The 24,070-nt window shown below is 74.3% G+C and carries 19 protein-coding genes and 1 pseudogene; 9 read left to right on the top strand and 11 right to left on the bottom strand.

Translation table 11 applies throughout. From position 1 onward, the window contains the following. Positions 1–56 precede the first annotated feature (56 nt). Positions 57–929, top strand: a pseudogene (locus ACIPRD_RS26470) (EamA family transporter); the annotation flags it as partial. Here the strand turns inward: ACIPRD_RS26470 and ACIPRD_RS26465 are convergent. The 4 genes from ACIPRD_RS26465 to ACIPRD_RS26450 all read right to left on the bottom strand — a co-directional run bounded on the left by ACIPRD_RS26465 (position 930) and on the right by ACIPRD_RS26450 (position 6,202). After that, positions 930–1,418 (bottom strand): DUF1203 domain-containing protein, encoded by a 489-nt coding sequence (locus tag ACIPRD_RS26465; RefSeq protein ID WP_401566506.1) that lies wholly within the window; start codon positions 1,416–1,418, stop codon positions 930–932. Positions 1,419–1,629: 211 nt separating this feature from the next. Next, positions 1,630–4,206 carry an aminopeptidase N gene (gene pepN, locus ACIPRD_RS26460; RefSeq protein ID WP_401566503.1) on the bottom strand — a complete coding sequence of 859 codons (2,577 nt, stop codon included), beginning with the start codon at positions 4,204–4,206 and terminating at the stop codon, positions 1,630–1,632. A gap of 136 nt (positions 4,207–4,342) precedes the next feature. After that, entirely contained in the window at positions 4,343–5,362 is a 1,020-nt protein-coding gene (locus ACIPRD_RS26455; protein ID WP_356397316.1) for an aspartate-semialdehyde dehydrogenase, read from the bottom strand. A gap of 294 nt (positions 5,363–5,656) precedes the next feature. Continuing rightward, complete coding sequence (locus ACIPRD_RS26450) at positions 5,657–6,202, bottom strand: CGNR zinc finger domain-containing protein (protein WP_401566501.1); 546 nt, start codon at positions 6,200–6,202, stop codon at positions 5,657–5,659. A 125-nt stretch (positions 6,203–6,327) separates the two neighbouring features. On the opposite strand from ACIPRD_RS26450, the gene ACIPRD_RS26445 reads away from it, so the two are divergent. From ACIPRD_RS26445 to ACIPRD_RS26430, 4 genes are all read left to right on the top strand, one after another. After that, on the top strand, positions 6,328–6,780 hold the full coding sequence (locus ACIPRD_RS26445) for a VOC family protein (protein ID WP_401566498.1): 453 nt from the start codon (positions 6,328–6,330) through the stop codon (positions 6,778–6,780). A 119-nt stretch (positions 6,781–6,899) separates the two neighbouring features. Beyond that, positions 6,900–7,979, top strand: a complete 1,080-nt coding sequence (locus ACIPRD_RS26440) for a pyridoxamine 5'-phosphate oxidase family protein (protein WP_401567021.1) — start codon at positions 6,900–6,902, stop codon at positions 7,977–7,979. Between the two features lie 9 nt (positions 7,980–7,988). Further along, positions 7,989–8,477 carry an NUDIX hydrolase gene (locus ACIPRD_RS26435; RefSeq protein WP_356397327.1) on the top strand — a complete coding sequence of 163 codons (489 nt, stop codon included), beginning with the start codon at positions 7,989–7,991 and terminating at the stop codon, positions 8,475–8,477. 201 nt (positions 8,478–8,678) lie between these two features. Continuing rightward, positions 8,679–10,430, top strand: a complete 1,752-nt coding sequence (locus ACIPRD_RS26430) for a TIGR03767 family metallophosphoesterase (protein WP_401566496.1) — start codon at positions 8,679–8,681, stop codon at positions 10,428–10,430. 9 nt (positions 10,431–10,439) lie between these two features. Here ACIPRD_RS26430 and ACIPRD_RS26425 read toward each other — a convergent pair whose 3' ends face one another. From ACIPRD_RS26425 to pepN (ACIPRD_RS26415), 3 genes are all read right to left on the bottom strand, one after another. Continuing rightward, positions 10,440–11,054, bottom strand: a complete 615-nt coding sequence (locus tag ACIPRD_RS26425) for a GNAT family protein (protein ID WP_356397332.1) — start codon at positions 11,052–11,054, stop codon at positions 10,440–10,442. Between the two features lie 492 nt (positions 11,055–11,546). After that, on the bottom strand, positions 11,547–12,590 hold the full coding sequence (locus ACIPRD_RS26420) for a hypothetical protein (protein WP_356397335.1): 1,044 nt from the start codon (positions 12,588–12,590) through the stop codon (positions 11,547–11,549). Between the two features lie 206 nt (positions 12,591–12,796). Then, positions 12,797–15,382 (bottom strand): aminopeptidase N, encoded by a 2,586-nt coding sequence (pepN, locus tag ACIPRD_RS26415; RefSeq protein WP_401566493.1) that lies wholly within the window; start codon positions 15,380–15,382, stop codon positions 12,797–12,799. A 155-nt stretch (positions 15,383–15,537) separates the two neighbouring features. Here pepN (ACIPRD_RS26415) and ACIPRD_RS26410 point away from each other — a divergent pair, with 155 nt between their 5' ends. Further along, a complete protein-coding gene (locus ACIPRD_RS26410; protein ID WP_356397341.1) occupies positions 15,538–16,200 on the top strand; it encodes a DsbA family protein in 663 nt (220 codons plus the stop codon). Between the two features lie 38 nt (positions 16,201–16,238). Here the strand turns inward: ACIPRD_RS26410 and ACIPRD_RS26405 are convergent, their stop codons facing one another. The 3 genes from ACIPRD_RS26405 to ACIPRD_RS26395 are packed head-to-tail and all read right to left on the bottom strand — an operon-like array spanning position 16,239 to position 19,113. Further along, positions 16,239–17,717 (bottom strand): FGGY family carbohydrate kinase, encoded by a 1,479-nt coding sequence (locus tag ACIPRD_RS26405; RefSeq protein WP_401566490.1) that lies wholly within the window; start codon positions 17,715–17,717, stop codon positions 16,239–16,241. Between the two features lie 14 nt (positions 17,718–17,731). Further along, positions 17,732–18,766, bottom strand: a complete 1,035-nt coding sequence (locus ACIPRD_RS26400; RefSeq protein ID WP_356397347.1) for a 2-hydroxyacid dehydrogenase — start codon at positions 18,764–18,766, stop codon at positions 17,732–17,734. Continuing rightward, a complete protein-coding gene (locus tag ACIPRD_RS26395) occupies positions 18,763–19,113 on the bottom strand; it encodes a hypothetical protein (protein WP_401566488.1) in 351 nt (116 codons plus the stop codon). The genes ACIPRD_RS26400 and ACIPRD_RS26395 overlap by 4 nt, the downstream gene beginning before the upstream one ends. A 176-nt stretch (positions 19,114–19,289) precedes the next feature. Between ACIPRD_RS26395 and ACIPRD_RS26390 the strand changes: the two genes are divergently transcribed. Both ACIPRD_RS26390 and ACIPRD_RS26385 read left to right on the top strand, forming a co-directional pair. Beyond that, complete coding sequence (locus ACIPRD_RS26390) at positions 19,290–20,729, top strand: FGGY-family carbohydrate kinase (protein ID WP_401566486.1); 1,440 nt, start codon at positions 19,290–19,292, stop codon at positions 20,727–20,729. A gap of 136 nt (positions 20,730–20,865) precedes the next feature. Further along, entirely contained in the window at positions 20,866–21,480 is a 615-nt protein-coding gene (locus tag ACIPRD_RS26385) for a histidine phosphatase family protein (protein ID WP_356397353.1), read from the top strand. A gap of 119 nt (positions 21,481–21,599) precedes the next feature. On the opposite strand, the gene ACIPRD_RS26380 is transcribed toward ACIPRD_RS26385, so the two are convergent. Next, complete coding sequence (locus ACIPRD_RS26380) at positions 21,600–22,991, bottom strand: amino acid permease (protein ID WP_356397356.1); 1,392 nt, start codon at positions 22,989–22,991, stop codon at positions 21,600–21,602. 282 nt (positions 22,992–23,273) lie between these two features. Here ACIPRD_RS26380 and ACIPRD_RS26375 point away from each other — a divergent pair, with 282 nt between their 5' ends. Beyond that, positions 23,274–23,852 (top strand): biotin transporter BioY, encoded by a 579-nt coding sequence (locus ACIPRD_RS26375; RefSeq protein ID WP_356397359.1) that lies wholly within the window; start codon positions 23,274–23,276, stop codon positions 23,850–23,852. The last annotated feature ends 218 nt before the right edge of the window (positions 23,853–24,070 follow it).

Genomic DNA, 24,070 nt, shown 5'->3' with positions numbered 1-24,070 from the left:
CCCCTCCGCTCCCTTCCGCGCCGCTCCTCCTCTCTCTCACCCACCGGAACCCGGTCATGAAGACACCAGCCACCGTCCTGCTCACCGCCCTGGCCCCCGTGTCCTGGGGCACCACCTACGCCGTCACCACCGGGTTCCTGCCGCCGGACCGCCCGCTGTTCACGGCCCTGACGCGCGCCCTGCCCGCCGGGCTGCTGCTCCTCGCCCTGACCCGGGTGCGGCCGCGCGGTGTCTGGTGGGCGCGGGCCGCCGTCCTGGGGGCGCTGAACATCGGCGCGTTCTTCCCGCTGCTCTTCCTCGCCGCGTACCGGCTGCCCGGCGGGACGGCCGCCGTCGTCGGCTCCGCCGGACCGCTGTTCGTCGTCGGCCTCTCCGCGCCGCTGCTCGGCCGGCGCCCCGCGCCGCGCGCGCTGTTCAGCGGTGCCGCGGCGGCGGCCGGCGTCAGCCTGGTCGTCCTCAAGGGAGCCGGCGGGCTCGACGCGACCGGGGTGCTGGCGGCGCTGGCGTCCACCGCGTCGATGGCGGCCGGGACGGTGCTGACGAAGCGGTGGGGACGCCCCGACGGCGTCGGACCGCTCGCCCTCACCGGCTGGCAGCTCACCGCGGGCGGCCTGATCATCGCCCCGGTGGCCCTCCTGGTGGAGGGCGCCCCTCCGGCGCTGGACGGCCGCGCCGCCGGGGGCTACCTCTACCTCGCCCTGGTCAACACCGCCCTCGCCTACTGGCTCTGGTTCCGCGGCATCGGCCGGCTCACCGCCACCCGGGCCGGCTTCCTCGGCCCGCTCTCCCCGCTGACCGCGGCCACCCTGGGCTGGGCGCTGCTCGGGCAGACGCTCACGCCGGTCCAGCTCACGGGCATGGCGCTGGCGCTGGGGGCGACCCTCGCGGGGCAGCTGGGCGGGCGTGAGCGCGGCCCGGCCGGCCGGGGCCTACGGGCGCCGCACCTCGTACAGGAAGCACCCGTACTCCACCGCCCGCACATGGACGAGCGCCACCTCGGGATCGGCGAAGGCCTCGGCGAACGCGTCCGCGAAAGCCGGCTCCGCTCCGGCCGGGTCCTCGACCAGACGGCCGCCCAGGATGCGGCCGTCGGCGGAGTAACGGCGGACCGCGCGGCGGGCACCGGTGAAGGGCAGGGACCCGCCCTCCGGCCCGGAGCACTCCCCGGCGTGGACGAAGACGGGACCCACCTCGTCGTAGGCGCCCGGGTCGGTGCCCGTCCCGGCGGCCCAGCGGCGCAGAGGGGCGTACGACACCAGGGCGATCCGTTCGCCGGGCACGCTGTGCCGCAGACAGCAGCGCAGCGGTGAACCGCCCTCCTCGTCCGTGAAGGGGGCCATGGGACGGCCCGCGTCGTCGCGGACGCGCAGTTCCCGCAGGGCCGCGGAGGGCAGCGGACGGGCGGTGTGTGTGGTCATGCCGCAAGCGTGGCCCGCCGCCCGGCCGGTCTCCGGCGGTATCCGGACGCCGTCCTCGCGGCGCGGCGGGCGGGACGCGCCCCGGGCGGCACGCACGGCGAAGGGCGCCCGCACACGGCGAAGGCTGGCCGCACCCGACGAAGGGCTCCCGCGCACGGCGAAGGGCGCCCGGCGTGCTGCCGGGCGCCCCTCGCCGTCGTACGGGAGCCGGTTACGCGGCGGCGGCCGCCGCGTCCGCGGCCTGGGCCTTCAGCGCCCGCTCGATGCCCGCGCGGGACTCCGAGACGAGGCGGCGCAGGGCCGCGTTCGGCTCGGCGGCGGACAACCAGTCGTCCGTCTTGGCCAGGACCTCTTCGGAGACCTGGACCGACGGGTACAGGCCGACCGCGATCTGCTGGGCGATCTCGTGCGAACGCGAGTCCCAGACGTCCTTCACGGCCGCGAAGTACGTGTCCGTGTACGGCTCCAGCAGCTCACGCTGGTCGGTCTGCACGAAGCCGGCGATCACGGCCTCCTGCACCGCGTTCGGCAGCTTGTCGGACTCGACGACCGACGCCCAGGCCTCGGCCTTGGCCTCGGCCGTCGGACGCGCGGCGCGGGCGGTGGCCGCGTGCCGCTCACCGGCCGCGGTCCGGTCCCGCTCGTACTCGGAGGCGATCTCCGCCTCGTCGAAGCGGCCGACCGCCGCGAGGCGCTCCACGAACGTCCAGCGCAGCTCGGTGTCGACGACCAGGCCCTCGACGGTCTGGGTGCCGTCCAGCAGCGCCTCCAGCAGGTCCAGCTGCTCCGGGGTGCGCGCGGTCGCGGCGAACGCACGCGCCCAGGCGAGCTGGTGGTCGCCGCCCGCCTCGGCGGCACGCAGGTGGGCCAGCGTGGCGTCGGTCCAGCGGGTCAGCAGGGCCTCGCGGGCGGCCGGGTCGGCGTACAGGTCGACGGCCAGCTTCACCTGCCGCTGCAGCGACTGCACGACGCCGATGTCGGACTCCTTGCCGATGCCGGACAGCACCAGGGACAGGTAGTCGCGGGTGGCGAGCTCCCCGTCGCGGGTCATGTCCCAGGCCGACGCCCAGCACAGGGCGCGCGGCAGGGACTCCGCGAAGTCGCCCAGGTGCTCCGTCACGAAGGCGAGGGACTCCTCGTCCAGGCGGACCTTGGCGTACGACAGGTCGTCGTCGTTGAGCAGGACGACCGCCGGGCGGCGCTTGCCGTCGAGCTGCGGTACGGCCGTCAGCTCGCCGTCGACGTCCAGCTCGACGCGCTCGGTGCGCACCAGCTTGCCGGCCTCGTCGAGGTCGTAGAAGCCGATGGCGATGCGGTGCGGGCGCAGCACCGGCTCGCCCTTGGCGCCGGCGGGCAGCGCCGGGGCCTCCTGGCGGACGGCGAAGGAGGTGATGACACCGTCGGCGCCGACGGTGATCTCCGGGCGCAGGATGTTGATGCCGGCCGTCTGGAGCCACTTCTGCGACCAGGTCCCCAGGTCGCGGCCGGAGGTCTCCTCCAGGGCGCCCAGCAGGTCGGACAGGCGCGTGTTGCCGAACGCGTGGCGCTTGAAGTACGCCTGCACGCCCGTGAAGAACTCGTCCATGCCGACGTACGCGACGAGCTGCTTCAGCACGCTCGCGCCCTTGGCGTAGGTGATGCCGTCGAAGTTGACGAGGACGTCGTCGAGGTCGCGGATCTCGGCCATGATCGGGTGCGTGGAGGGCAGCTGGTCCTGCCGGTACGCCCACGTCTTCATCGAGTTGGCGAACGTGGTCCACGCGTGCGGCCAGCTGCTGCCCGGCGCGTACGCCTGGCAGGCGATGGAGGTGTAGGTGGCGAACGACTCGTTCAGCCAGAGGTCGTTCCACCACTCCATGGTGACCAGGTCGCCGAACCACATGTGGGCCAGCTCGTGCAGGATCGTCTCCGCGCGCAGCTCGTACGCGGCGTCCGTCACCTTGGACCGGAAGACGTACTGGTCGCGGATGGTCACCGCGCCCGCGTTCTCCATCGCGCCCGCGTTGAACTCCGGCACGAACAGCTGGTCGTACTTCTCGAAGGGGTACGCGTAGTCGAACTTCTCCTGGAACCAGTCGAAGCCCTGCCGCGTGACCTCGAAGATCGCGTCCGAGTCGAGGAACTCGGCGAGCGAGGGCCGGCAGTAGATGCCCAGCGGCACGCTCTGCCCGTCCTTCTCGTACACGCTGTGCACCGAGTGGTACGGGCCCACGATCAGCGCCGTGATGTACGACGAGATGCGCGGGGTCGGAGCGAACGCCCAGACGTTGTCCTTGGGCTCCGGGGTCGGCGAGTTGGAGATGACCGTCCAGCCCTCGGGGGCCTTCACGGTGAACTGGAAGGTCGCCTTCAGGTCCGGCTGCTCGAAGGAGGCGAACACGCGGCGGGCGTCCGGCACCTCGAACTGGGTGTACAGGTAAGCCTGTTCGTCGACCGGGTCGACGAACCGGTGCAGGCCCTCACCGGTGTTGGTGTAGGCGCAGTCGGCGACGACCCGCAGGACGTTGCGGCCCTGGAGCAGTCCGGGCAGCGCGATCCGCGAGTCCTCGAAGACCTCGGCGGGGTCGAGCGCGTCCCCGTTCAGCGTCACCTCGCGCACCGCCGGTGCGACCAGGTCGATGAAGGACTCGGCACCGGACTCGGCGACGTCGAAACGCACCGTGGTCGCGGACCGGTAGGTCCCGCCCTCCTGCGCGCCGGAGAGGTCGAGATCGACCTCGTACGAGTCAACGGTGAGCAGCTTCGCCCGCTGCTGCGCCTCTTCGCGAGTCAGGTTTGTGCCAGGCACGCGGTCATCTCCTCGTTATGTGTGGGTTGCGCCATCCTTCCATGGAGCCCTGGGGAAGGCGATGCCCCGGTCCGGTGGCGGGCGCGCGTCAGGGGCGGCCACCCGGTGGCGGCCGCCCCTGACGCGCGCCGTCGCGCTACTTCGCGGACAGCTCCGCGGCGACCAGCTCCGCGATCTGCACCGCGTTCAGCGCGGCGCCCTTGCGGAGGTTGTCGCTGGAGACGAACAGGGCCAGACCGTTGTCCGCGGTCTCGTCCCGGCGGATCCGGCCGACGAACGACGGGTCCTGGCCGGCCGCCTGGAGCGGGGTCGGGATGTCGGACAGCACGACACCCGGCGCGTCCGCCAGCAGCTCGGTCGCGCGCTCGGGGCTGATCGGGCGGGCGAAACGGGCGTTGACCTGGAGGGAGTGACCGGAGAAGACCGGGACGCGCACACAGGTGCCGGAGACCTTCAGACCCGGGATCTCCAGGATCTTGCGGGACTCGTGGCGCAGCTTCTGCTCCTCGTCGGTCTCGTACCGGCCGTCCTCGACGATCGATCCGGCCAGCGGGAGCACGTTGAAGGCGATGGGGCGCTTGTAGACGCCGGGCTCGGGGAAGTCGACCGCCGAGCCGTCGTGGGTCAGCCTGTCGGCGTCCGCGACGACCTTCTGGGCCTGGCCGTGCAGCTCGGCCACGCCCGCCAGGCCGGAGCCGGACACCGCCTGGTAGGTGGCGACGACCAGCGCCTCCAGGCCCGCCTCCTCGTGCAGCGGCTTCAGGACCGGCATCGCGGCCATGGTGGTGCAGTTCGGGTTGGCGATGATGCCCTTGGGGCGGTCCGCGATCGCGTGCGGGTTCACCTCGGAGACCACCAGCGGCACCTCGGGGTCCTTGCGCCACGCCGAGGAGTTGTCGATGACGACCGCGCCCTGGGCGGCGACCTTCTCCGCGAGCGCCTTCGAGGTCGCGCCGCCGGCGGAGAACAGCACGATGTCCAGGCCCGTGTAGTCGGCGGTCGCCGCGTCCTCCACCGTCACGCCGTCCAGCACGGTGCCGGCCGAACGGGCCGAGGCGAACAGGCGCAGTTCGGTGACGGGGAAGTCCCGCTCCTTGAGGATCCCGCGCATGACCGTGCCGACCTGACCGGTGGCTCCGACGATTCCGACCCTCACGGTGACTCCCTCTGTCCGTTCTGTGCCTGTACCCGGCGTGACCGGGCCTTTCCATCATGCGGCCGACCCCGGCCAGCCTGTCCACTTCTTTGCGGAGCATGCCCGAAGAGTGGGACATACGCACCCGGCGGACGGTTCCGGACCTTCGTCCGACACCCCGTTGAGCTGCAGATATTCCCTCACCGGGCGCGCCCCGCCGCAATCTGTGCCGTCCGGCGCCGCCCGCCCGGCCGGCGCCGTCCCGGGTGTGACATGCGCCTCCCCGCGCGGTCCGGGGGAGGGGTTCCCGGGGGCTCAGGCGTCCTTCGAGCGGGCGTAGTGGCGGGAGGCCTTGGCACGGTTGCCGCAGGCCGCCATCGAGCACCAGCGGCGGGTGCCGTTGCGGGACGTGTCGAAGAAGCGCAGCACGCAGCTGTCGTGCGCGCACACCCGGATCCGGTCCGGGGCCTTCGCGAGCAGGTCCAGGTAGTTCCGGGCGGCGAGCCACGCCGGCCCCCAGGCCGGGTCGGCGAACTCGGGCTCCTCGGCGGGCCCCCGCGCCGTCAGCCGGAGCCGGACGCGGCCGTGTGCGAGGACGGCGTCCACGAGCGGGGCCCCCTCCTCCGGGGAGGTGGCCACCGCGACCGCGAGCGCCTCGCGTGCCCGGCGCAGATGGCTCAGTGCCTCCGGGGAGGCCGGGTGCGCGGCGTCGAGCCCGTTGGCCGCCAGCCACACCGCGAGCCCGTCGGGGCGGTCGAACAGGTCCCGGCCGGCGCCCTCCTCGTTCCAGCGCGTGTTGAGCAGGTCGAGCGCGAGGGGCTCGCCGGTGAGGGGACGCGGGTCACGGGCGGCAGCGGACATCGGGCACTCCCTTTCATCTAACCGTTCAAGGTTACGTGAGCGGTTGACGCCTCGCATCTAACCTTCTAGCGTGACTGTAGAAGGTTAGAAGTGCATCGACGGCAGAAACACCGAAAGGCGGAGCCATGACCCTGCGCAGCGGCCACACCGGCATCAACGTCACCGACCTCGACCGCTCCCTCGCCTTCTACCGGGACGTCCTCGGCTTCCCGCTGCTCGCCGAGGGCAAGGAGGACGACCGCCGCTACGCCTTCCTCGGCGCCCCCGGCGGGGACGGCACTCCCGTGCTCACCCTCTGGCAGCAGGCGCGGGGCGCGTACGACGCCGGGCGCGCCGGACTGCACCACCTCGCCTTCACCGCCGACTCGGCGGACCGGGTCCGGGCCTACGAGAGCGCGCTGCGCGCCGCCGGAGCGGTCTTCGCCCACGAGGGCCTCGTCGCCCACCGGGAAAGCGGCGCCTCGGGCGGGATCTTCTTCCACGACCCCGACGGCACCCGCCTGGAGATCTCCGTCCCCGACGGCGCCGAGGGTGCCCCGGCCCCGCACGGTGCCACTCCGACCTGCGGTTTCTTCTAGGCGCGAGGACCGGTGACGCGATGAACGCCGTGAACGCGACGAACGCGACAGGTGCTGTGAACGCGACGAACGCGACGAACGTGACGGGTGCCGCGGGCGCGACGAGCGTGACGGGTGCCGTGGGTGCGGCCGGCGTCCCGGACGTCTACCACGCGGGCTCGCGGGCCCTCCAGGATCTGGCGGGCGTCCGCGAGCGGGCCGACCACGTCGGCCGGTCCCTGGGCCGGGACATCAAGCCGGTCGCCGCGGCCTTCCTGGAGCTCCAGCCGCTGCTGATCGTGGGCGCGGCCGCCCCGGACACCGGGCGCGTGTGGGCCGCGCCGCTCGCCGGAGCACCCGGCTTCGTCCGGGCCACCGGCCCCGGACAGATGTCGGTCACCACCGGACCCGGGCAGATGTCCCTCACCACCGGCCCCGGGCGGCCGTCCCTCACCACGGCCCCCGGGCGGACGCCCGCTGCCGGTCCGGTGCCCGGCGCCACCGCTGCCGGGCAGCCGTCCGTCACCGCCGGAACCGCCGGAGCCGCCGGAGCCGCCGGAGCCGGGGGAGCCGGGGGAGAGCTGTCCCCGGGCGGTCCGCTCGCCCTCGCCCTGGCCACCCCCGGCACCCGCGTCGGGACCCTCGCGCTCGACCCCCGCACCCGCCGTCGGATGCGCCTCAACGGCCGCCTGCGCCCCACTTCCCGGGGCTTCGCCGTCGAGGCCGACCAGGTCTTCGCCAACTGCCCCAGATACATCCAGCGCAGGGAGTCCTTCGAACTCCTCGGGGGCCGCACACCCGGCCTCCCGCGCCGCACGCCCGAACTGACGCCAGAACAGGTGGAGTTCGTCGAGTCCGCCGACACCTTCTTCCTCGCCACCGTGCACGGCGCCGGCGCCGACGTCAGCCACCGCGGCGGCAACCCCGGCTTCGTGACGGTCGCTTCACCGCGCGAACTCACCTGGCCCGACTATCCCGGCAACGCCATGTTCCTCACCCTCGGCAACCTGCGCACCGACCCCCGCGCCGGGCTGCTCCTCCTGGACTGGACGACCGGCACCACCCTCCAGCTCACCGGCGAGGCGCACACCGGGTTCGGCCCCGACGGCGCACGCACGGTCCGCTTCACCGTCACGGAGGTCCTCGCCACCGAGGCGGCCGTGCCGCTGCGCTGGTCCGCTCCGGAGTATTCCCCCGCCAACCCCGCGACCGCGCGCTAACGTCGGCGCATGCGACGGAAGCTGAGGGTGGCGGCCTACGCCGTGTGTGTCCGCGAAGGACAGCTCCTGCTCGCCCGCTCACCGGCCCCCGGCGGCGGCCACGAGTGGGTACTGCCGGGCGGCGGCATGGAGTTCGGGGAGGACCCCTACGACACCGTCCGCCGCGAACTCCTGGAGGAGACCGGCTACCGCGTCGCGGTGACCGGATTCCTCGGCGTGGACTCCCGCCGGGTCACCCTGCCCGGCCGGTTCGGCCGCCGGCCCGTCGACCACCACGGCGTACGGCTCGTCTACTCCGCCGAGATCACCGGCGGCGAACTGCGCAACGAGGTCGGCGGGTCCACCGACCAGGCCGCCTGGCAGCACCTGGACAGCCTGCCGGGCCTGGTCCGGATCCCGCTCGTCGACACCGCCCTGCGGCTGTGGAGCGAGCGGCCGCCCACCGGCCATCTGGCCCCGGCGGACGCTTCCCTGCCCCGGGAGATGAACGAGGAGTGACCGGCCCCCGGCCGCCCGCGATCCGCTCCATGACCGGCTCCGGGACCCCGTGATCGACGTACGGTGATCGGCGCCGCGCGTTGCGGCCCCGTTCACGCGTGAGTCATCCCCGATGCCAACGATCCAGAGCGAGCGGGGAGTTCGCTCCGGCGAGCATCCCGCGACCACTGCCGACGCGTTCGCACCCGGGGAGATCGCGCCATGTCGCGCACACGCTCTGTCGACACCTCCGCTTCGGCGGTCCACCGCCGTACCGTCCTCGCCGCCGCCGGAGCGGTCACCCTCTCCGCGGGTCTCGGCTACGCCCTCCGGCCCACCGACAGCCAGGCCGCCGCCGAGTCCGAGGCGCCCGTCGCCGCCTCGCGCAAGGTCGTCCCGGCGGCTTCCCCCGCCCCCTACACCAAGGGCACCACCCTCGCCTCCGTCGCCGCCCCGCGCGCGGGCTCCGGCTTCCGGCGCCTGGGCGACGGCCCCGGCTGGAAGCAGGTCGTACGCGCCGACCTGGCCGCCGCCAGGTCCGGCCGTGCCGGCCGCCGTACCGCGCTCGCCGCGTTCGTGCAGTTCACCGACCTGCACCTGATGGACGTGCAGCACCCGCTGCGCCTGGAGTACCTGCGCTCCCACGACCCGCACGCCTGGCGCCCGCACGAGGCACTGACCGTGCCCGGCGCCGTCTCGCTCGTCGAGCGGGTCAACGCGCTGCGCGGCGCGCCCGTCACCGGCGCCCCGCTGCACTTCGTCATGACCACCGGCGACAACACCGACAACAACGCCCACTCCGAACTGGAGTGGTTCATGAGAGTGATGAGCGGCGGCCGCATCACCCCGAACACGGGCGATCCCCGGCACTACGAAGGTGTCCAGGCCAGCGGGCTCAAGCTGTACTGGCAGCCCGACGCGGCCGTCCGCGACGGCGACAAGGCCCTCGGCTTCCCGCATCTGAAGGGCTTCCTCGCCGCCGCGACCCGCGAGGTGCGCAGCCCCGGCCTCGGCCTGCCCTGGTACTCGACCGTCGGCAACCACGACTCCCTGCCGCTCGGCTGCTACGGCTCCCACGCCGACCCCTACCTCGCCGAGGCGGCCATCGGCGGGAAGAAACTGATGAGCGTCTCCGCCGCCGACGCCAAGAAGCTCCAGGACGCCATCAAGAACGCCAAGGACCCGAAGGGCAGCGGCTACCGCGACTTCCTGAAGGCCCACGCCCGCGCGGCGCGTTCCGTCACTCCCGACGAGTCGCGCGCCCCCTACACCCAGGCCGACTACCTCAAGGCCCACCTGGACCCCGCCCACCAGGGACACGGTCCGGCCGGCCACGGCTACTCCTCGGCCAACCTCGACGCGGGCACCCAGTACTACGCCTTCCGCATCTCCGACGACGTCGTCGGCATCAGCCTCGACACCACCGACGCGGGCGGCCACTACGAGGGCTCCCTCGGCACCGCCCAGCTGAACTGGCTCGGGAAGACGCTGAAGGACAACAAGGACTCCTACGTCATCGTCTTCAGCCACCACACCAGCAGGACCATGACCAACACCCGCCCCGACCCGGCCCGCCCGGCGGAGCGGCGGCACGGCGGCACCGAGGTCGTCTCCCTGCTGGGCGCCCACCCCAACGTCCTGGCCTGGGTGAACGGGCACATCCACAAGAACGTCATCACGCCGCACAAGGTCTCCGGCGGCCACTCCTTCTGGGAGATATCCACCGCCTCGCACGTCGATCACCCCCAGCTCGCGCGGGTCATCGAGCTGGTCGACAACAAGGACGGCACGCTCTCCCTGTTCACCACCCTGATCGAGTCCGCCGCCCCGCACCGCACCGACTTCACCGACCTCTCCCAGACGGGCCTGGCCGCCCTCTACCGGGAGCTGTCCTTCAACGCACCGGGCGCCAGCAAGACCCTCGCGGGCACCGCGGCGGACCGGAACACGGAGCTGGTCCTGAAGAAGGGCTGAGGGGGCGCCTCACACGCCGGCGGGCAGCGGGTCGTCGCGCAGCACGCTGTAGGAGATGCCGTCCCGCCACTTCCCGTCCCGGAAGACGACGGCCCGGCGCACGCCCTCGCGCGTGAAACCGGCCTTCTCCAGCGCCCGCTGCTCGGCGATGTTGCCGGCCTCGGTGTCGGCCTCGATCCGCATCACGGGGGTGTGGGAGAAGAGGTAGCGGACGAGCTGCTGCTGGGCCCGGGTGCCGATCCCGCGCCCGCAGGCCTCGGGCAGCAGCTGGGCGCCCATGTTCCAGCAGTGGCTGGACGGCGAGACCACCACCCTGCGCCAGGCGACGAACCCGGCGGGCTGTCCCGCGTCCTCGACGATCAGCTGGCCGCCGTCCTCGCCGAGCAGCCCGTTCTCGGCCCAGTGGCGGCGGAAGCGCGCCGGGTCCGCGTAGCCGTACCACTGGAAGGGGCCGGACGCGGCGGGATCGATGAGGAACCGTTCCAGCATCGGCAGGTCGGCCTGGGCGACGGGACGCAGCGCGACCGGTTCCTCCGTCCGCGCCGGTGCGTCCGGCAGGGCGCCGGGGTGCCGGTCGGTGACGGGAACGGGAGCGGGTCCGGAAGCGGGGGAACGTGGGTGCATGGGCCTGCGGTTCTCCGTCCAGCCGGTGCGGGAACTCGGGGTGCGTCCCCGGATCATCAGCGTAGCCCCATGACCTGGGCCGGACCCGTAACGCGGCGTGTCGGCACGGCACGGGGAGGGGCCGCCGGCACCCCCCGGCCCCGGCGGCCCCTCCCGCGTCCTCCCTCCTCTCCCGTGTCCCGCGCCCCCCTCGCCCCCTGCCCCCTCCTCTGCCTCCTCCCTCCCCGTCCTCGCCCCTCGCCTCCCGGCCCCTCCCCCCCCGGGCCTTTGCCCCCGGCCCCTGACCCCCCGGCCCCTGCCCCCCCCCCGGGACCCTGACCCTGACCCGAGCCCTGACCCGAGCCCTGGCCCCCCAGCCCTGCCCCCCGGGCCTTTGCCCCCCGGGCCTTTGCCCCCGGACCCTGGCCCCCCAGCCATGGCCCCCCCCGGCCCCAGCCCCGGCCCCTGCCCTGGCCCCCCGCCCTGCCCCCCCGGCTCAGCCCCGGCCCGGCGTCATCGGGGCAGCACCACGACGTACGCGGCCGGGTCGCGCTCGTCGGCGGCCATCAGGGCCGTACGGACCACCGCCGCCTGCTGCTCCATGGACTCCCGGAGCTTCCTCGGGGTGATGTGGACGACCGTGATGCCGAGGCGCTCCAGGTGCTCGCGCTTGCGGGCGTACTCCGACCACAGCGCGTCCTCGTCCTGGCGCGGGGCCCGGGTGTCCAGCTCCACCGCGACCGCCTGGCCGGGCCAGTAGGCGTCCAGACCGCCGAGGTGGGGGCCGCCGGGCAGGCGCAGGTCGACGTTCCAGACGGGGTCGGGCAGGCCGTACCCGCGGACCATCTCGTACAGGCGCTCCTCGGCGATCGCCCGGCCCTCGGCCAGCAGCGCGTCGACCGCGTCCACCACGTGCGGCCGGACCAGCAGCTTCGCCCGGGTCAGCTCCCGCACCAGCGCGGCCGGTTCGCAGTGGCCGCCGCGCACCGCCTCGGCCAGCAGCCGGCGCACCGTGTCCGCGTCCGCGTCCGTCAGCTCCGCGACCGTGTCCGCCACGGCCCGCGGGACCGGCGCCACCGGCAGGCCCGTCACCGTGACCGGCGCGGGAAGGTCGGCGGTGCGCAGGACACGGACGTACCCGGTCGAGCGCAGCCTGCGCAGGCGGGGGACCAGCACGTCGACCCGCTCCAGGGCGGACAGCGGCGGCGTGGACGGGAAGCCGTGCAGGGCCAGGGCGGCCGGGCCGGTGATCGCGGCCTCCGCGTACACCGGGCGGTGCGGCCCGTCGGCGCCTGGCTGGGCCGGGACCCCCGGCGCGGACTCACGGGTGGCGTACAGCAGGGCCCCGTGCAGACGCTCCTCGCTCGTCGCCGCGCCCGGGTGGAGCAGGACCACGTTCGGCAGCAGCAGCCGCCAGGGCCCGCCGGTACGGCACTGCTCGTGCAGCTCGGCCGTCGTCACCCCGTGGGCACGGAGCTGGGCGGCCGACAGGACGCGGCGGTGGACCTCGGCGAGGTGACGGAGGGGGCGGGGGGAGAGCGGGGTGTTGTGCGTCATGGCGACGGGATGCCCGCGCCGGACCCCACCCCTAACCGCTGTTACACGCTCGTCGACGAACGAGGACAAGGCGGTACTAAAGGACGGGTGTTCGGATGCCGAGTAGCGACGGAAAACCCCTGGTCCGATCGGGTGGGACCAGGGGTTACGGTTCCGCTTGACCGAATTTCGTAACGGTCACCGAGCGGGGAAGCTCAGGCCATGGATCAGCCGGCCGCCGCCTGCTCGTCGCACGCCTGTGCGCGCAGGGAGCGGGCCAGGTCGTCCCGGGCCTCCAGGACCAGCCGGCGCAGCGCCGGGGCCGCGTCCGCGTGCTCCGCGAGCCACGCGTCCGCCGCGTCCAGCGTCCCGGCCCGGTCCTGGAGCGCGGGGAACAGGCCCCCCACGACGTCCATGCCGATCTGGATGGACCGCTCCCGCCACACCCGCTCGATCGCCGCGAAGTACTTCTCCGCGTACGGCGCGGTCAGTTCACGCTGCGAGGGCTGGGCGAACCCGGCGATGGTCGCCTCGACCAGCGCGTTCGACAGCGCGTCGGACTCCACCACCTGCGCCCACGCCTGCGCCTTGACCGCCGCCGACGGGCGGGCCGCCAGGCAGCGGACCTGGTGGCGCTTGCCGGACGCCGTGTCGTCACGGGCCAGTTCCGCCGCGAGCACCGCCTCGTCGGCCGCGCCGTGCTTCGCGAGCGGCTCCAGGAACGCCCAGCGCAGCTCCTGGTCCACCTCCAGGCCGTCGATGCCCTCCGTGCCGTCCAGCAGGCCCTTCAGCAGGGCGAGGTCCCCCTCACCGGAGGCGGCCGAGGCGAAGAAGCGCGCCCAGGCGAGCTGGTGCTCGCTGCCCGGGGCGGCCGACCGCAGCTCCCGCAGCGCGCCCTCCGTGAGCAGGTCCCCGCCCTCGGCCCGCCACCCGGGCGCCGCGTAGTGCACCAGCGCCGTGCCCGCCCACGCGTGCAGCATCTGCAGGACGCCGATGTCGGACTCCCGGCCCGCGAACCGCAGCACCAGGCCGATGAAGTCCCGGGCCGGCAGCAGCCCGTCCCGGGTCATGTTCCACAGCGCCGACCAGCACAGGGCGCGCGCGAGGGGGTCGGTCACCTCGCCCAGGTGCGCGCGCAGCGCCGCGAGCGAGGTCGCGTCGAAGCGGATCTTGCAGTACGTCAGGTCGTCGTCGTTGACCAGCACCAGCTCCGGGGCCTCGGCGCCGGCCAGCTCCGCGACGACCGTGCGCGCGCCCTCCACGTCGGTCTCCGCCCGCGCGTACCGCTCCAGCGCGCCCTCGGGCGTACGGCGGTACAGGCCCACCGCGACCCGGTGCGGGCGCAGTTCGGGGTGCGACTCGGGGGCGTCCTGCACGACCGCCAGCTCGGCCACCCGGCCGTCGGCGTCCAGCAGTACCTGCGGGGTGAGGGAGTTGACACCCGCCGTCTGCAGCCACGAGCGCGCCCACGCCGACATGTCGCGGCCGCTGGTCTCGCCCAGCACCGACAGCAGGTCGCCCAGGCGGGTGTTGCCGTAGGCGTTGCGCTTGAAGTAGCGGCGGGCGCCCTCCAGGAACGCCTCCTCGCCCACGTAGGCCACCAGCTGCTTCAGCACGCTGGCGCCCTTGGCGTAGGTGATGCCGTCGAAGTTGAGCTTGGCGTCCTGCAGGTCGCGGATGTCCGCCGTGACCGGGTGCGTGGAGGGCAGCTGGTCCGCGCGGTACGCCCAGGCCTTGCGGCGGTTGGCGAAGGTGATCCAGGCGTCCTTGAAGCGGGTGGCGCCGACGTTCGCGAACGTGCCCATGAAGTCCGCGAAGGACTCCTTCAGCCACAGGTCGTCCCACCACTCCATGGTGACCAGGTCGCCGAACCACATGTGCGCCATCTCGTGCAGGATGACGTTCGCCCGCGCCTCGTACGACGCCCGCGTCACCTTGCCGCGGAAGATGTACTCCTCGCGGAAGGTCACCAGACCCGGGTTCTCCATCGCGCCCAGGTTGTACTCGGGCACGAACGCCTGGTCGTACTTCCCGAACGGGTACGGATAGTCGAAGTGGTCGTGGAAGAAGTCCAGTCCCTGCCTGGTGACCAGGAAGACGTCGTCCGCGTCGAAGTACGGGGCGAGCCCCTTGCGGCACATGGCGCCGAGCGGGATCTCCAGCTTCGTGCCGTCCTCGAAGACCCGCTCGTAGGTGTCCGTCACATAGTGGTACGGACCCGCCACCACGCACGTGATGTACGTCGAGATCGGCTTGGTCTCCGCGAACTTCCAGACCCCGTCGGCCAGTTCACCGGCCCCGTTGCTCCACACCGTCCAGCCCTCGGGCGCCCGCACCTCGAAACGGTACGGCGCCTTCAGGTCTGGCTGCTCGAAGTTGGCGAAGACGCGGCGGGCGTCGGCCGGCTCGTACTGGGTGTAGAGGTAGACCTCGCCGTCCTCGGGGTCGGCGAAGCGGTGCATGCCCTCGCCGGTGCGGGAGTAGGCGCAGTCCGCGTCGACGGTCAGCTCGTTCTCCGCGGCCAGGTCCTCCAGCAGGATCCGGGAGCCGTCGAAGACCTGGCCGGGGTCGAGGTCGCGGCCGTTGAGCGTGACGGCGGTGACGCCCGGGGCGATCAGGTCGGCGAAGCTGGAGGCGCCCGGCTCCGCGCAGCGGAACCTGACCGTGGTCACCGAGCGGAACGTGCGCGGACCGCCGTCCCCGTCGGCGTCGCCGACCGCGGAGCGCAGGTCGAGCGACACGTCGTACCCGTCGACGGACAGCAGGGCGGCCCGCTCCCGGGCCTCGTCGCGGGACAGATTCTCACCGGGCACGGGCGGCACTCCCTCGTGGTCGCTTGGACACCTCGGAACCTCTGGAACAGCACCGATCCTGCCATGCGCCCCTGACATGACACATCAGGGATTCACGGGAATGGGGATGCGCGGGCGGATGTTGCCCTTTCAAACGACTCTTTCCGAGGAGAGACATGTCCGAGACCGTGACCCAGTCCGGCAAGACCCCCGTGGACTTCTGGTTCGACCCGCTGTGCCCCTGGGCCTGGATGACCTCCCGCTGGGTGCTGGAGGTGGAGAAGGTCCGCGACATCGAGGTCCGCTGGCACATCATGAGCCTCGCCGTCCTCAACGAGGACAAGATCGACCAGCTGCCCGAGGAGTACCGCGAGATGCTCGCCACCAAGGCGTGGCAGCCGGTCCGCGTGGTCACCGCCGCCTGGCAGAAGCACGGCGAGGACGTTCTCGGCCCCCTCTACACCGCCCTCGGCAACCGCATCCACAACAACGGCGAGGGCCCGACCCTGGAGGCCGTCGCCGGCGCGCTCGCCGAGGTCGGGCTCCCGGCCGAGCTGATCGACTACGCCGAGCAGAAGGACTTCGAGTTCGACGCCGAGCTGCGCGCCTCCCACAAGGAGGGCATCGAGAAGGTCGGCCAGGAGGTCGGCACCCCGGTCATCGCGGTTCCCGGCCCCGACGGCGAGCAGATCGCCTTCTTCGGCCCGGTCGTCACCCCCGCCCCCAAGGGCGAGGACGCCGCCCGCCTGTGGGACGGCACCCTCGCCGTCGCCTCCGTGCCCGGCTTCTACGAGATCAAGCGCACCCGCACCCAGGGCCCGGACTTCAGCAACCTCTGAGCCTCACCCGGCCCCGGGCGGAGCGAGCCGGGGCGGGCTCACCGGCACAGCCGGCGGGCCCGCTCCAGCCGTTCCAGGTGCTCCTCGTACCCCTTCGTGTAGTACGCCGCCCGCGCCGGGTCCGGCTCCACGACCTGCGTCGGCTCGGTCCAGGCCGCCGCGTCCAGCGGGACGCCGTACCGCCCGGCCGCCGCGAGCACCGCGCCCCGGGCGCCGACCTCGCCCTCGACCACCCGCAGCGGGCGCCCCAGCACATCGGCCAGGAGCCGCATCCAGGCGGGGCTGCGGGTGCCGCCGCCGCACACCGCGAGCGTCCCGGTGAGGCCCGCCGCCGCCAGGCAGTGCCGGGCCGCGTAGCCGATGCCCTCGCAGGTGGCGCGGATCAGATCGGCCGGCGTGGACTCCAGCGACACCCCGGTCAGTTCGGCCCGCAGCCGCGGTTCCACGAACGGGGCCCGCTCGCCCGAGGGCGCGAAGTACGGCAGCACACGCACCCCGTGGGCGCCCGGCGGTGTCGCGGCCAGCAGGCCGTCGACCTCGGCGTGCCGGACACCGGTGGTGCCGAGCACCCAGTCCAGGGCGGCGGTCCCGACCATCGCGGGCATCGCGCGCAGCCAGTGGCCCGGCCGGTCGGTGGAGATGAACAGCCCCGCCGGTTCCCCGGCCAGGTCCAGTTCGGTGGTGGCCACGAGGCTCGCCAGACAGGTCCCGACGATCAGCAGGCCGTCGCCGGGCTCGGTGACCCCCGCGCCCAGCGCGCAGGCCGGCAGGTCGTACGGGCCGTTCGCCAGCGGGGTGCCGGGCGGCAGACCGATACCCCGGTCCGCCGTCCCGCCGTCCGGGCCGTCGTGTGCCCCGCCGCCCGCGGCGCCGGTCGTCTCGCCCGTCGCCACCGGGTCGCTGACCTGGGCGAGCAGCCCGCGGCGGTGGGTCAGGCCGAGGAGCTCCACGACCCGGTTGTCGTACCTCCGGGTGCGCGGGTCCAGGAACGGCATCGAGGCGTCCGACACGTCCGTCACCGCTCTCCTTCCGCCGGTCAGCCGCTGGAAGACCATGTCCTTGCAGTAGACCGCCGCGGCCGCCGTGTCGAGGGACTTCGGCTCGTGCCGGTCGAGCCAGACCAGCAGCGGCCCCGGACTGCCCGGGAACATCGCGCCGCCGGTGCGCCGGAAGACGGTCTCCCAGGTGCCGTCCGCCAGCCAGCCGTCCACCAGGCCGTGGGCCCGGCCGTCCATCCAGGAGGCCGCCGGGCGCACCGGCCGGCCCGCCGCGTCCACCAGCCACACCCCGTCGCCCTGCCCCGTCAGCCCGGCCAGCTCCACCGGCCCGGGCACGCGCGCGGTCAGCGCCGTCAGTACGTCGAGGACGGCCGCGTACACCTCCTCCATGTCCTGCTCCACGGTCCCGCCGCGCAGGTCCAGGCCCACCGGCCGTGCCTCCACGGCGAGTTCGCGCCCGGTGCCGTCGAAGGCGGCCGCCTTCACGGTGGACGTGCCGACATCGATCCCGACGTACATCGCACCCCCTCGGTTCAGGTCAGGCAGTGCGCGAGGGGCTCCCCGCGCATCCAGCGGCCCACCTCGGCGGCCGCGATCCGCGCGGCCCTGCGGGCCACCTCCTGGCTGGCGCCGCCCAGATGCGGGGTGAGGACGACGCGGTCGGCGAGGGCGTGCAGCCGCGAGCCCGCCGGGAGCGGTTCGCACGCGAACGTGTCCAGCGCCGCCGCCGACAGCCGCCCGCCCTCCAGCGCGGCGCACAGCGCGTCCTCGTCCAGCAGCGGGCCCCGGGCCGCGTTGACCACCACCGCGCCGGGCGGCAGCAGCGCCAGTTCACGCGCGCCGATCAGCCCCCGCGTCTCCTCGGTCAGCCGGGCGTGCAGGGTGATCACCTTCGAGCGGGTGAGGAGTTCGTCCAGCGAGGACACCCGCAGTCCGTGCACCTCCCCGCGCGCGTACGGGTCGTACACCATCACCCGCGCCCCGAACGCGCACAGCACCCGCGCCACCCGGCTGCCCACCGCGCCGTACCCGATCAGGCCGATCGGCAGGTCCTCCAGTTCGAGGCCGCTGTTCTCGTACGTGTAGTAGGCCGACCCGGCCCAGCTTCCCTGCTGGGCGAGGAGTCCGTGCGCCTGCGGGATGCGGCGCAGCGCGGACAGCAGCAGGCCGACGGTGAACTCGGCGGTGGCGGTGGCGTTGCGGCCGGGCGCGAAGCACACGCGCACGCCGCGCCGGCCGGCGGCGTCCAGGTTGACGTTCACCGGGCCGCCCCGGCAGACCACGACCAGCCGCAGTTCGGGGCGTGCGGCGAGGACGCGTCCGGTGACCGGGCCCATCTGGGTGACCAGCACCGGCGCCCCCTCCAGGGCGTCGACGAGCTCGTCCTCGGCGTCGCTCGCCTCGCTCACCTCGGCGACCGGTCCGAAGGGTTCGAGCGGCCAGCCGAGCGTCAGCTCGCGCACCTCGCACGCGCCGGGCAGCTCGTCCGCGACGGCCTCCCCGATGAGGGAGGGCAGGACGAAGCGGTCACCGGCGGCCACCACGCGTAAGGGGTCCGCAGAGGTCATCGCGGGGAGTCTCCTGTCTCGGTCGTCTCGGTCGTCTCGGTCGTCTCGTTCATCGCGGTGTCGCGGACATGGCACGGGGGGTGGGCCCGGGGCGGTACGGACGCGGCCGCCGTGCGGGCGGACGGGGGAGGCGCCGTGGCGGCGACGGCGGCGCGGGAGCCGGAGAAGAGGCCGCGGGAGCCGGAGAAAGGGGCGCGGGAGTCGGAGAAGAGGCCGCTGGAGTCGGAGAAGGGGTCGCGGAGGAAGCCGTCGCGGGTGCCGTCGGGACAGTCGGCGAGAGAGCCGTCGAGGGAGTCGGCAGGAGGGCGGCGGCGGACGCGGCGGCTGCCGTGCGCGTGCCTGTCCATCCGTGACCTCCGGTGCGGCGGTGGGGCAGGGCCGGTCAACACGACGGTGCGATTCGACAACTGAGCGTGAAGCGCCGACGGTTGGCCGTCAATCCCTTGTGCGCGGGCAATCCAGGGGGAACTCTCGGACCGGCGTGGGAAGTGCGCACAGCCGGTCGCGGAGCGCGGGAGGCGTGATGGCGTTGGCATGGCTCGGGATCGACCTCGGCACCCAGGGGGTGCGCGCCCTGCTCGTGACGGCCGGCGGCACCGTCGCCGGCAGCGGCTCGGCCCCCCTGCTGCGGGACCTGCGGGAGGGGAAGCGGCACGAGCAGGACCCGGAGGAGTGGTGGGAGGCGGTCCGTACCGCCTGCCGGGCCGCGCTGCGCGGCACCGGGGCGACGGTCGCCGGCCTCGCGGTGTGCGGGACCTCCGGGACCGTCCTGCTCACCGGCCCCGGCGGCCGGCCCACGACCCCCGCGCTCATGTACGACGACGGCCGGGCGGGTGCCGAGGCGGCGGCCCTGCGCGCGGCGGGACTCGCGGTGCAGGACAGCTGGGCCCTGCCCAAGGCCCACTGGCTCACCGCCCGCCACGGCCCCGGCCGCCTCTGCCACCAGCCCGACCTGATCAACGCACGGCTCACCGGCCACCCCGTGCCCGCCGACTCCAGCCACGCCCTGAAGACGGCGTACGACGTCGGACGCGGCCGCTGGCCCGGCTCCGCCGGACTTCCCGAGGGCACCCTCCCGGACGTCGTCCGCCCCGGCACCCTGCTCGGCGAGGTCTGCCCGGCCGCCGCCGACGCGACCGGCATCCCCGCGGGCACCCCCGTCGTCGCCGGCATGACGGACGGCTGCGCCGCCCAGATCGCCGCCGGCGCGCTCGGCGAGGGCGCCTGGAACTCCGTCCTCGGGACCACCCTGGTGCTGAAGGGCGCCGCCGCCGAGCCGGTGCGCGACCCGGCCGGCGTGGTCTACAACCACCGCGCCCCCGACGGCACCTGGCTCCCCGGCGGCGCCTCCAGTGTGGGCGCCGGAGCCCTCGCCGCCCGCTTCCCCGGCGCCGACGCGGCCGCCCTGGACGCCGCGGCGGCCGCCTTCGAACCCTCGGGCGCGATCGCCTACCCCCTCGTCTCCCCGGGCGAGCGCTTCCCCTTCCACGCCCCGCGGGCGACGGCACTGCTCCTCGGCGACCCCGTCTCGGACGCCGACCACTGGGCCGCGCTCCTGCAGGGCGTCGCCTTCACCGAACGCCTCTGCCTGGACTACCTCCACCACCTCGGCGCCCCCTTCGAAGGCCCCCTCGCCCTCACCGGCGGCGCGGCCCGCAGCGCCTACTGGAACCTGCTCCGCGCCGACGTCCTCGGCCGCCCGGTCCGCGTCCCCGGGCGCACCGAACCCGCCCTGGGCATGGCCGTCCTGGCCCGCCACGGCACCGGCGCCGCCCCCACGCTCGCCGCGGCCGCCCGCGCGATGACGAGCCCGGGCACGACCGTCGACCCCCGCCCCGCCCGCACCGCCCGCTTCGCCGAGCCCTACGCCCGGCTGGTCGACGCCCTCGAATCCCGGGGCTGGCTGCCGGCCCCGGTGGCGGCCCACGCCCGCGACCGGCTCCGGGGCGACGGGACGGACTGAGCCCCTCGGGGCCCGTCACGGGGTTCCCCAGGGGCGCGCGGCGGTCCCGCCCCGTGCGCCGCCCGGCGCTTTCCGTGCGCCCGGTGCTCCCCGTGCCCCCGCGAGGAAGGCCGCCGGGACCCGGGATACTGCCCCCATGGCCAAGCCGACCACCCTCCTCCTCGTCCGACACGGTCAGACCGTCTGGCACGCCGAGAACCGGTACGCGGGAGTCAGCGACGTCGCCCTCACCGACACCGGGCGGGCCCAGGCCGAGGAGCTCGGCCGCTGGGCGGCGGCCCGCCCGGTGGACGCGGTCTGGACCTCCCCGGTGTCACGGGCCGTCGTCACCGCCGAGCCCGCCTGCCGCGCCCTCGGGCTCGCCCCGCGACGCGAGAGCGACCTGCGGGAGTGCGACTTCGGCGTGGTGGAGGGCCGTACCCTCGCCGAGTTCGGGGCGGAGGACCCGCGGGCGGCGGCGGCCTTCCGCGCCGACCCCGTGGCCCACCCGTTCCCCGGCGCCGAGGACCCGGCGGCGGCGGCCGGGCGGGGGTCGGCCGCCCTGCGCCGGATCGCCGCCGCGCACCCCGGCGAGCGGGTGCTGGTCGTCGCCCACAACACCCTCCTGCGCCTGACCCTCTGCTCCCTCCTGGACATCCCGCTGGCCGGATACCGCCGGGTGCTGCCGCGGCTGGCCAACACGGCCGTGACCGAGGTCCGGCTCACCGGGGAGGAGACCGCGCTGCTCTCCCTCAACGTGCCCTGCGCATGAGAGCTCGACGTGCCCCGCGCTGAGACCTCGACGTGCCCCGCGCATGAGAGAAGGCCCCCACGGTGTCGTCCGTGGGGGCCTTCGGGGCACGGCGGGGCGTGCGCGGTGCGCGGCGCGACTCAGCGCCGGGCGCGCGCCCGCTGCCAGACGTAGCCGGCGACGGCCAGCGCCAGGGTCGTCGCGCCGCTCGAGTACAGCTGCACACGGGTGTCGGCCTGCCGGGCCATCAGCACGAACACCGCGGCCATACCGGCCAGCGCCACCCAGGTGAGGACCGGGAACGCCCACATCCGCACGACCAGCCGCTGCGGCTCCTCGCGCTCCAGACGGCGGCGCAGCACCAGCTGGGAGACCGCGATCACGATCCAGATGATGAGTGTGACCGCGCCGATCACGTTCAACAGCCAGGGGAAGACGTCCTTCGGCCGCCAGTAGCTGAGCAGCACGCAGAAGAAGCCGACGGCCGAGGAGACCAGCACCGCGACCCGCGGCACGCCACCGGTCACCCTGCCCAGCGCCTTCGGACCCTGGCCGCGCTCGACCAGGGAGTAGGCGATGCGCGAGCCGCCGTAGATGTTGGCGTTCATCGCGGACAGCAGCGCCGCCAGCACCACCACGTTCATCAGCTGGCCGGCGCCGGGGATGCCCAGGTGGTCGAGGGTCGCCACGTACGGGCCCTTCTCGACGATCTCCTTCGAGTCCCACGGCACGAGGGTGACGACGACCGCCATCGAGCCGATGTAGAACAGCGCGATGCGCCACATCGCCGTGCGGGCGGCCTTCGCCACCGCCTGCGCCGGGTTCTCCGACTCCGCCGCGGCGATCGTGACCGTCTCCAGGCCGCCGTAGGCGAACACCGAGGCGAGGATGCCGATCACCAGGCCCTGGCCGCCGTGCGGCATGAAGTCGGTCAGGTGGGACACGCCGGGCGCGTCCGTGCCGGGCAGCACGCCCGCGACGGCCAGCGCGCCCAGGGCCAGGAAGAGCACGATCGCGCCGACCTTCAGCGCGGCGAACCAGAACTCGAACTCGCCGAAGTTCTTCACGGCGGCCAGGTTCGTGCCGCAGAAGACGGCCATGAAGACCGCCACCCACATCCACTGCGGGGTGCCGGGCAGCCAGCCGGTGACGATGTGCGCGGCGCCGATGCCCTCCAGGCCGACGACCGTGCACTGCAGGATCCAGAAGGACCAGCCCGTGGCGAAGCCCGCCCAGGGGCCGATCGCCCGTCCGGCGTGCGAGGAGAAGGAGCCCGACGACGGGTACGCCGCCGACATCTCGCCGAGCATCCGCATCACGAGCATGACGAGGAGCCCGGACAGGGCGTAGGCGAGGACGATCGACGGACCGGCGGCGGCGATGCCCGCCCCCGAGCCGACGAACAGGCCGGCGCCGATCACGCCGGCCAGGGCCATCATCGACAGGTGGCGCTGCTTGAGACCGGAGGAGAGGCCGGTGCCGTCCCGCTGCTGCGGGGGCGTCTCGGGCGGAGCGGTGGTGCTGCTGGGCATGGGAGCGGCGGGTCCAGTGCGGTAGGCGGTCAGAGGCGGCCGCGGAACGGGGCATACGGCCTGTTTGGAGGGTACCTACAGTTCCGCGCCCACCGCGCCGGAGTGAGCCGGGCCGCCCACGCGCAGTGACCGGTATCACTTCGCACCCGGTGTGACCAGGGATCTTTGTATGGAGCCGACCAAGCGGTCGGCTCCCCCTTTGTCGAGCGCTGACGGTGATCGGCGCGCGGGCCCCGGTATAGCGTCACCGTGTCCCCCTGTGCCCACACTTGCGGAGTCCACATGAGCACCGCCACTGTCACCGCCCGTCCCGGTGCCGTCCTCGCCGACCTCCTCCCCGCGTCCCGCGTGCGCGACGTGGCCCTGGTGCTCGGCGGCGCCGCCCTCACCGGCCTCGCGGCCCAGCTGGCGGTGCCGGTGCCCGGCTCCCCGGTCCCGGTGACCGGCCAGACCTTCGCCGCGCTGCTCGTCGGCACGGCGCTCGGTGCCCGCCGCGGCCTGCTCTCCCTCGCCCTGTACGCCGTGGCCGGCCTCGTCGGCGTGCCGTGGTTCGCGGGCGGCACCTCGGGCGCCGGTGTCTCCTTCGGCTACATCCTCGGCATGCTGCTGGCCTCCGCCATGGTGGGCGCCCTCGCCCGCCGCGGCGCCGACCGCTCCCCGCTGCGGATGGCCGGCACGATGCTCCTCGGCGAGGCCGTCATCTACGCCGTCGGCGTCCCCTACCTGGCCCTGACCGCGCACATGTCCGCGTCCCAGGCCGTCGCGGCCGGTCTCGTGCCGTTCCTCATCGGCGACGCCGTCAAGGCCGCCCTGGCGATGGGCGCGCTGCCCGCGGCCTGGAAGCTGGCCGGCAAGCGCTGACCTCCGCGCAGGCCCACAGTGGGGGGGGGGGGGGGGCGGCGCCCCCCCCCCCCCCCCCCCCCGGCCGGGCCCCCCCCCCCCCCCCCGGGGGGCCCCCCCCCCCGCCCCCCCCGGGGGGGGGGGGGGGGCCCGCCCCCCCGGCCCCCCCCCCCCCGCGGCCGCGGCCGGCCGGCCGGGCCCGGCCGCGGCGCCGGCCCGCGCGCCGGTATCCCCGACCG

Source organism: Streptomyces sp. NPDC090108, assembly GCF_044747185.1.
Taxonomy (GTDB): Bacteria; Actinomycetota; Actinomycetes; order Streptomycetales; family Streptomycetaceae; genus Streptomyces.
This window is presented reverse-complemented; position numbering and strand designations above follow the sequence as displayed.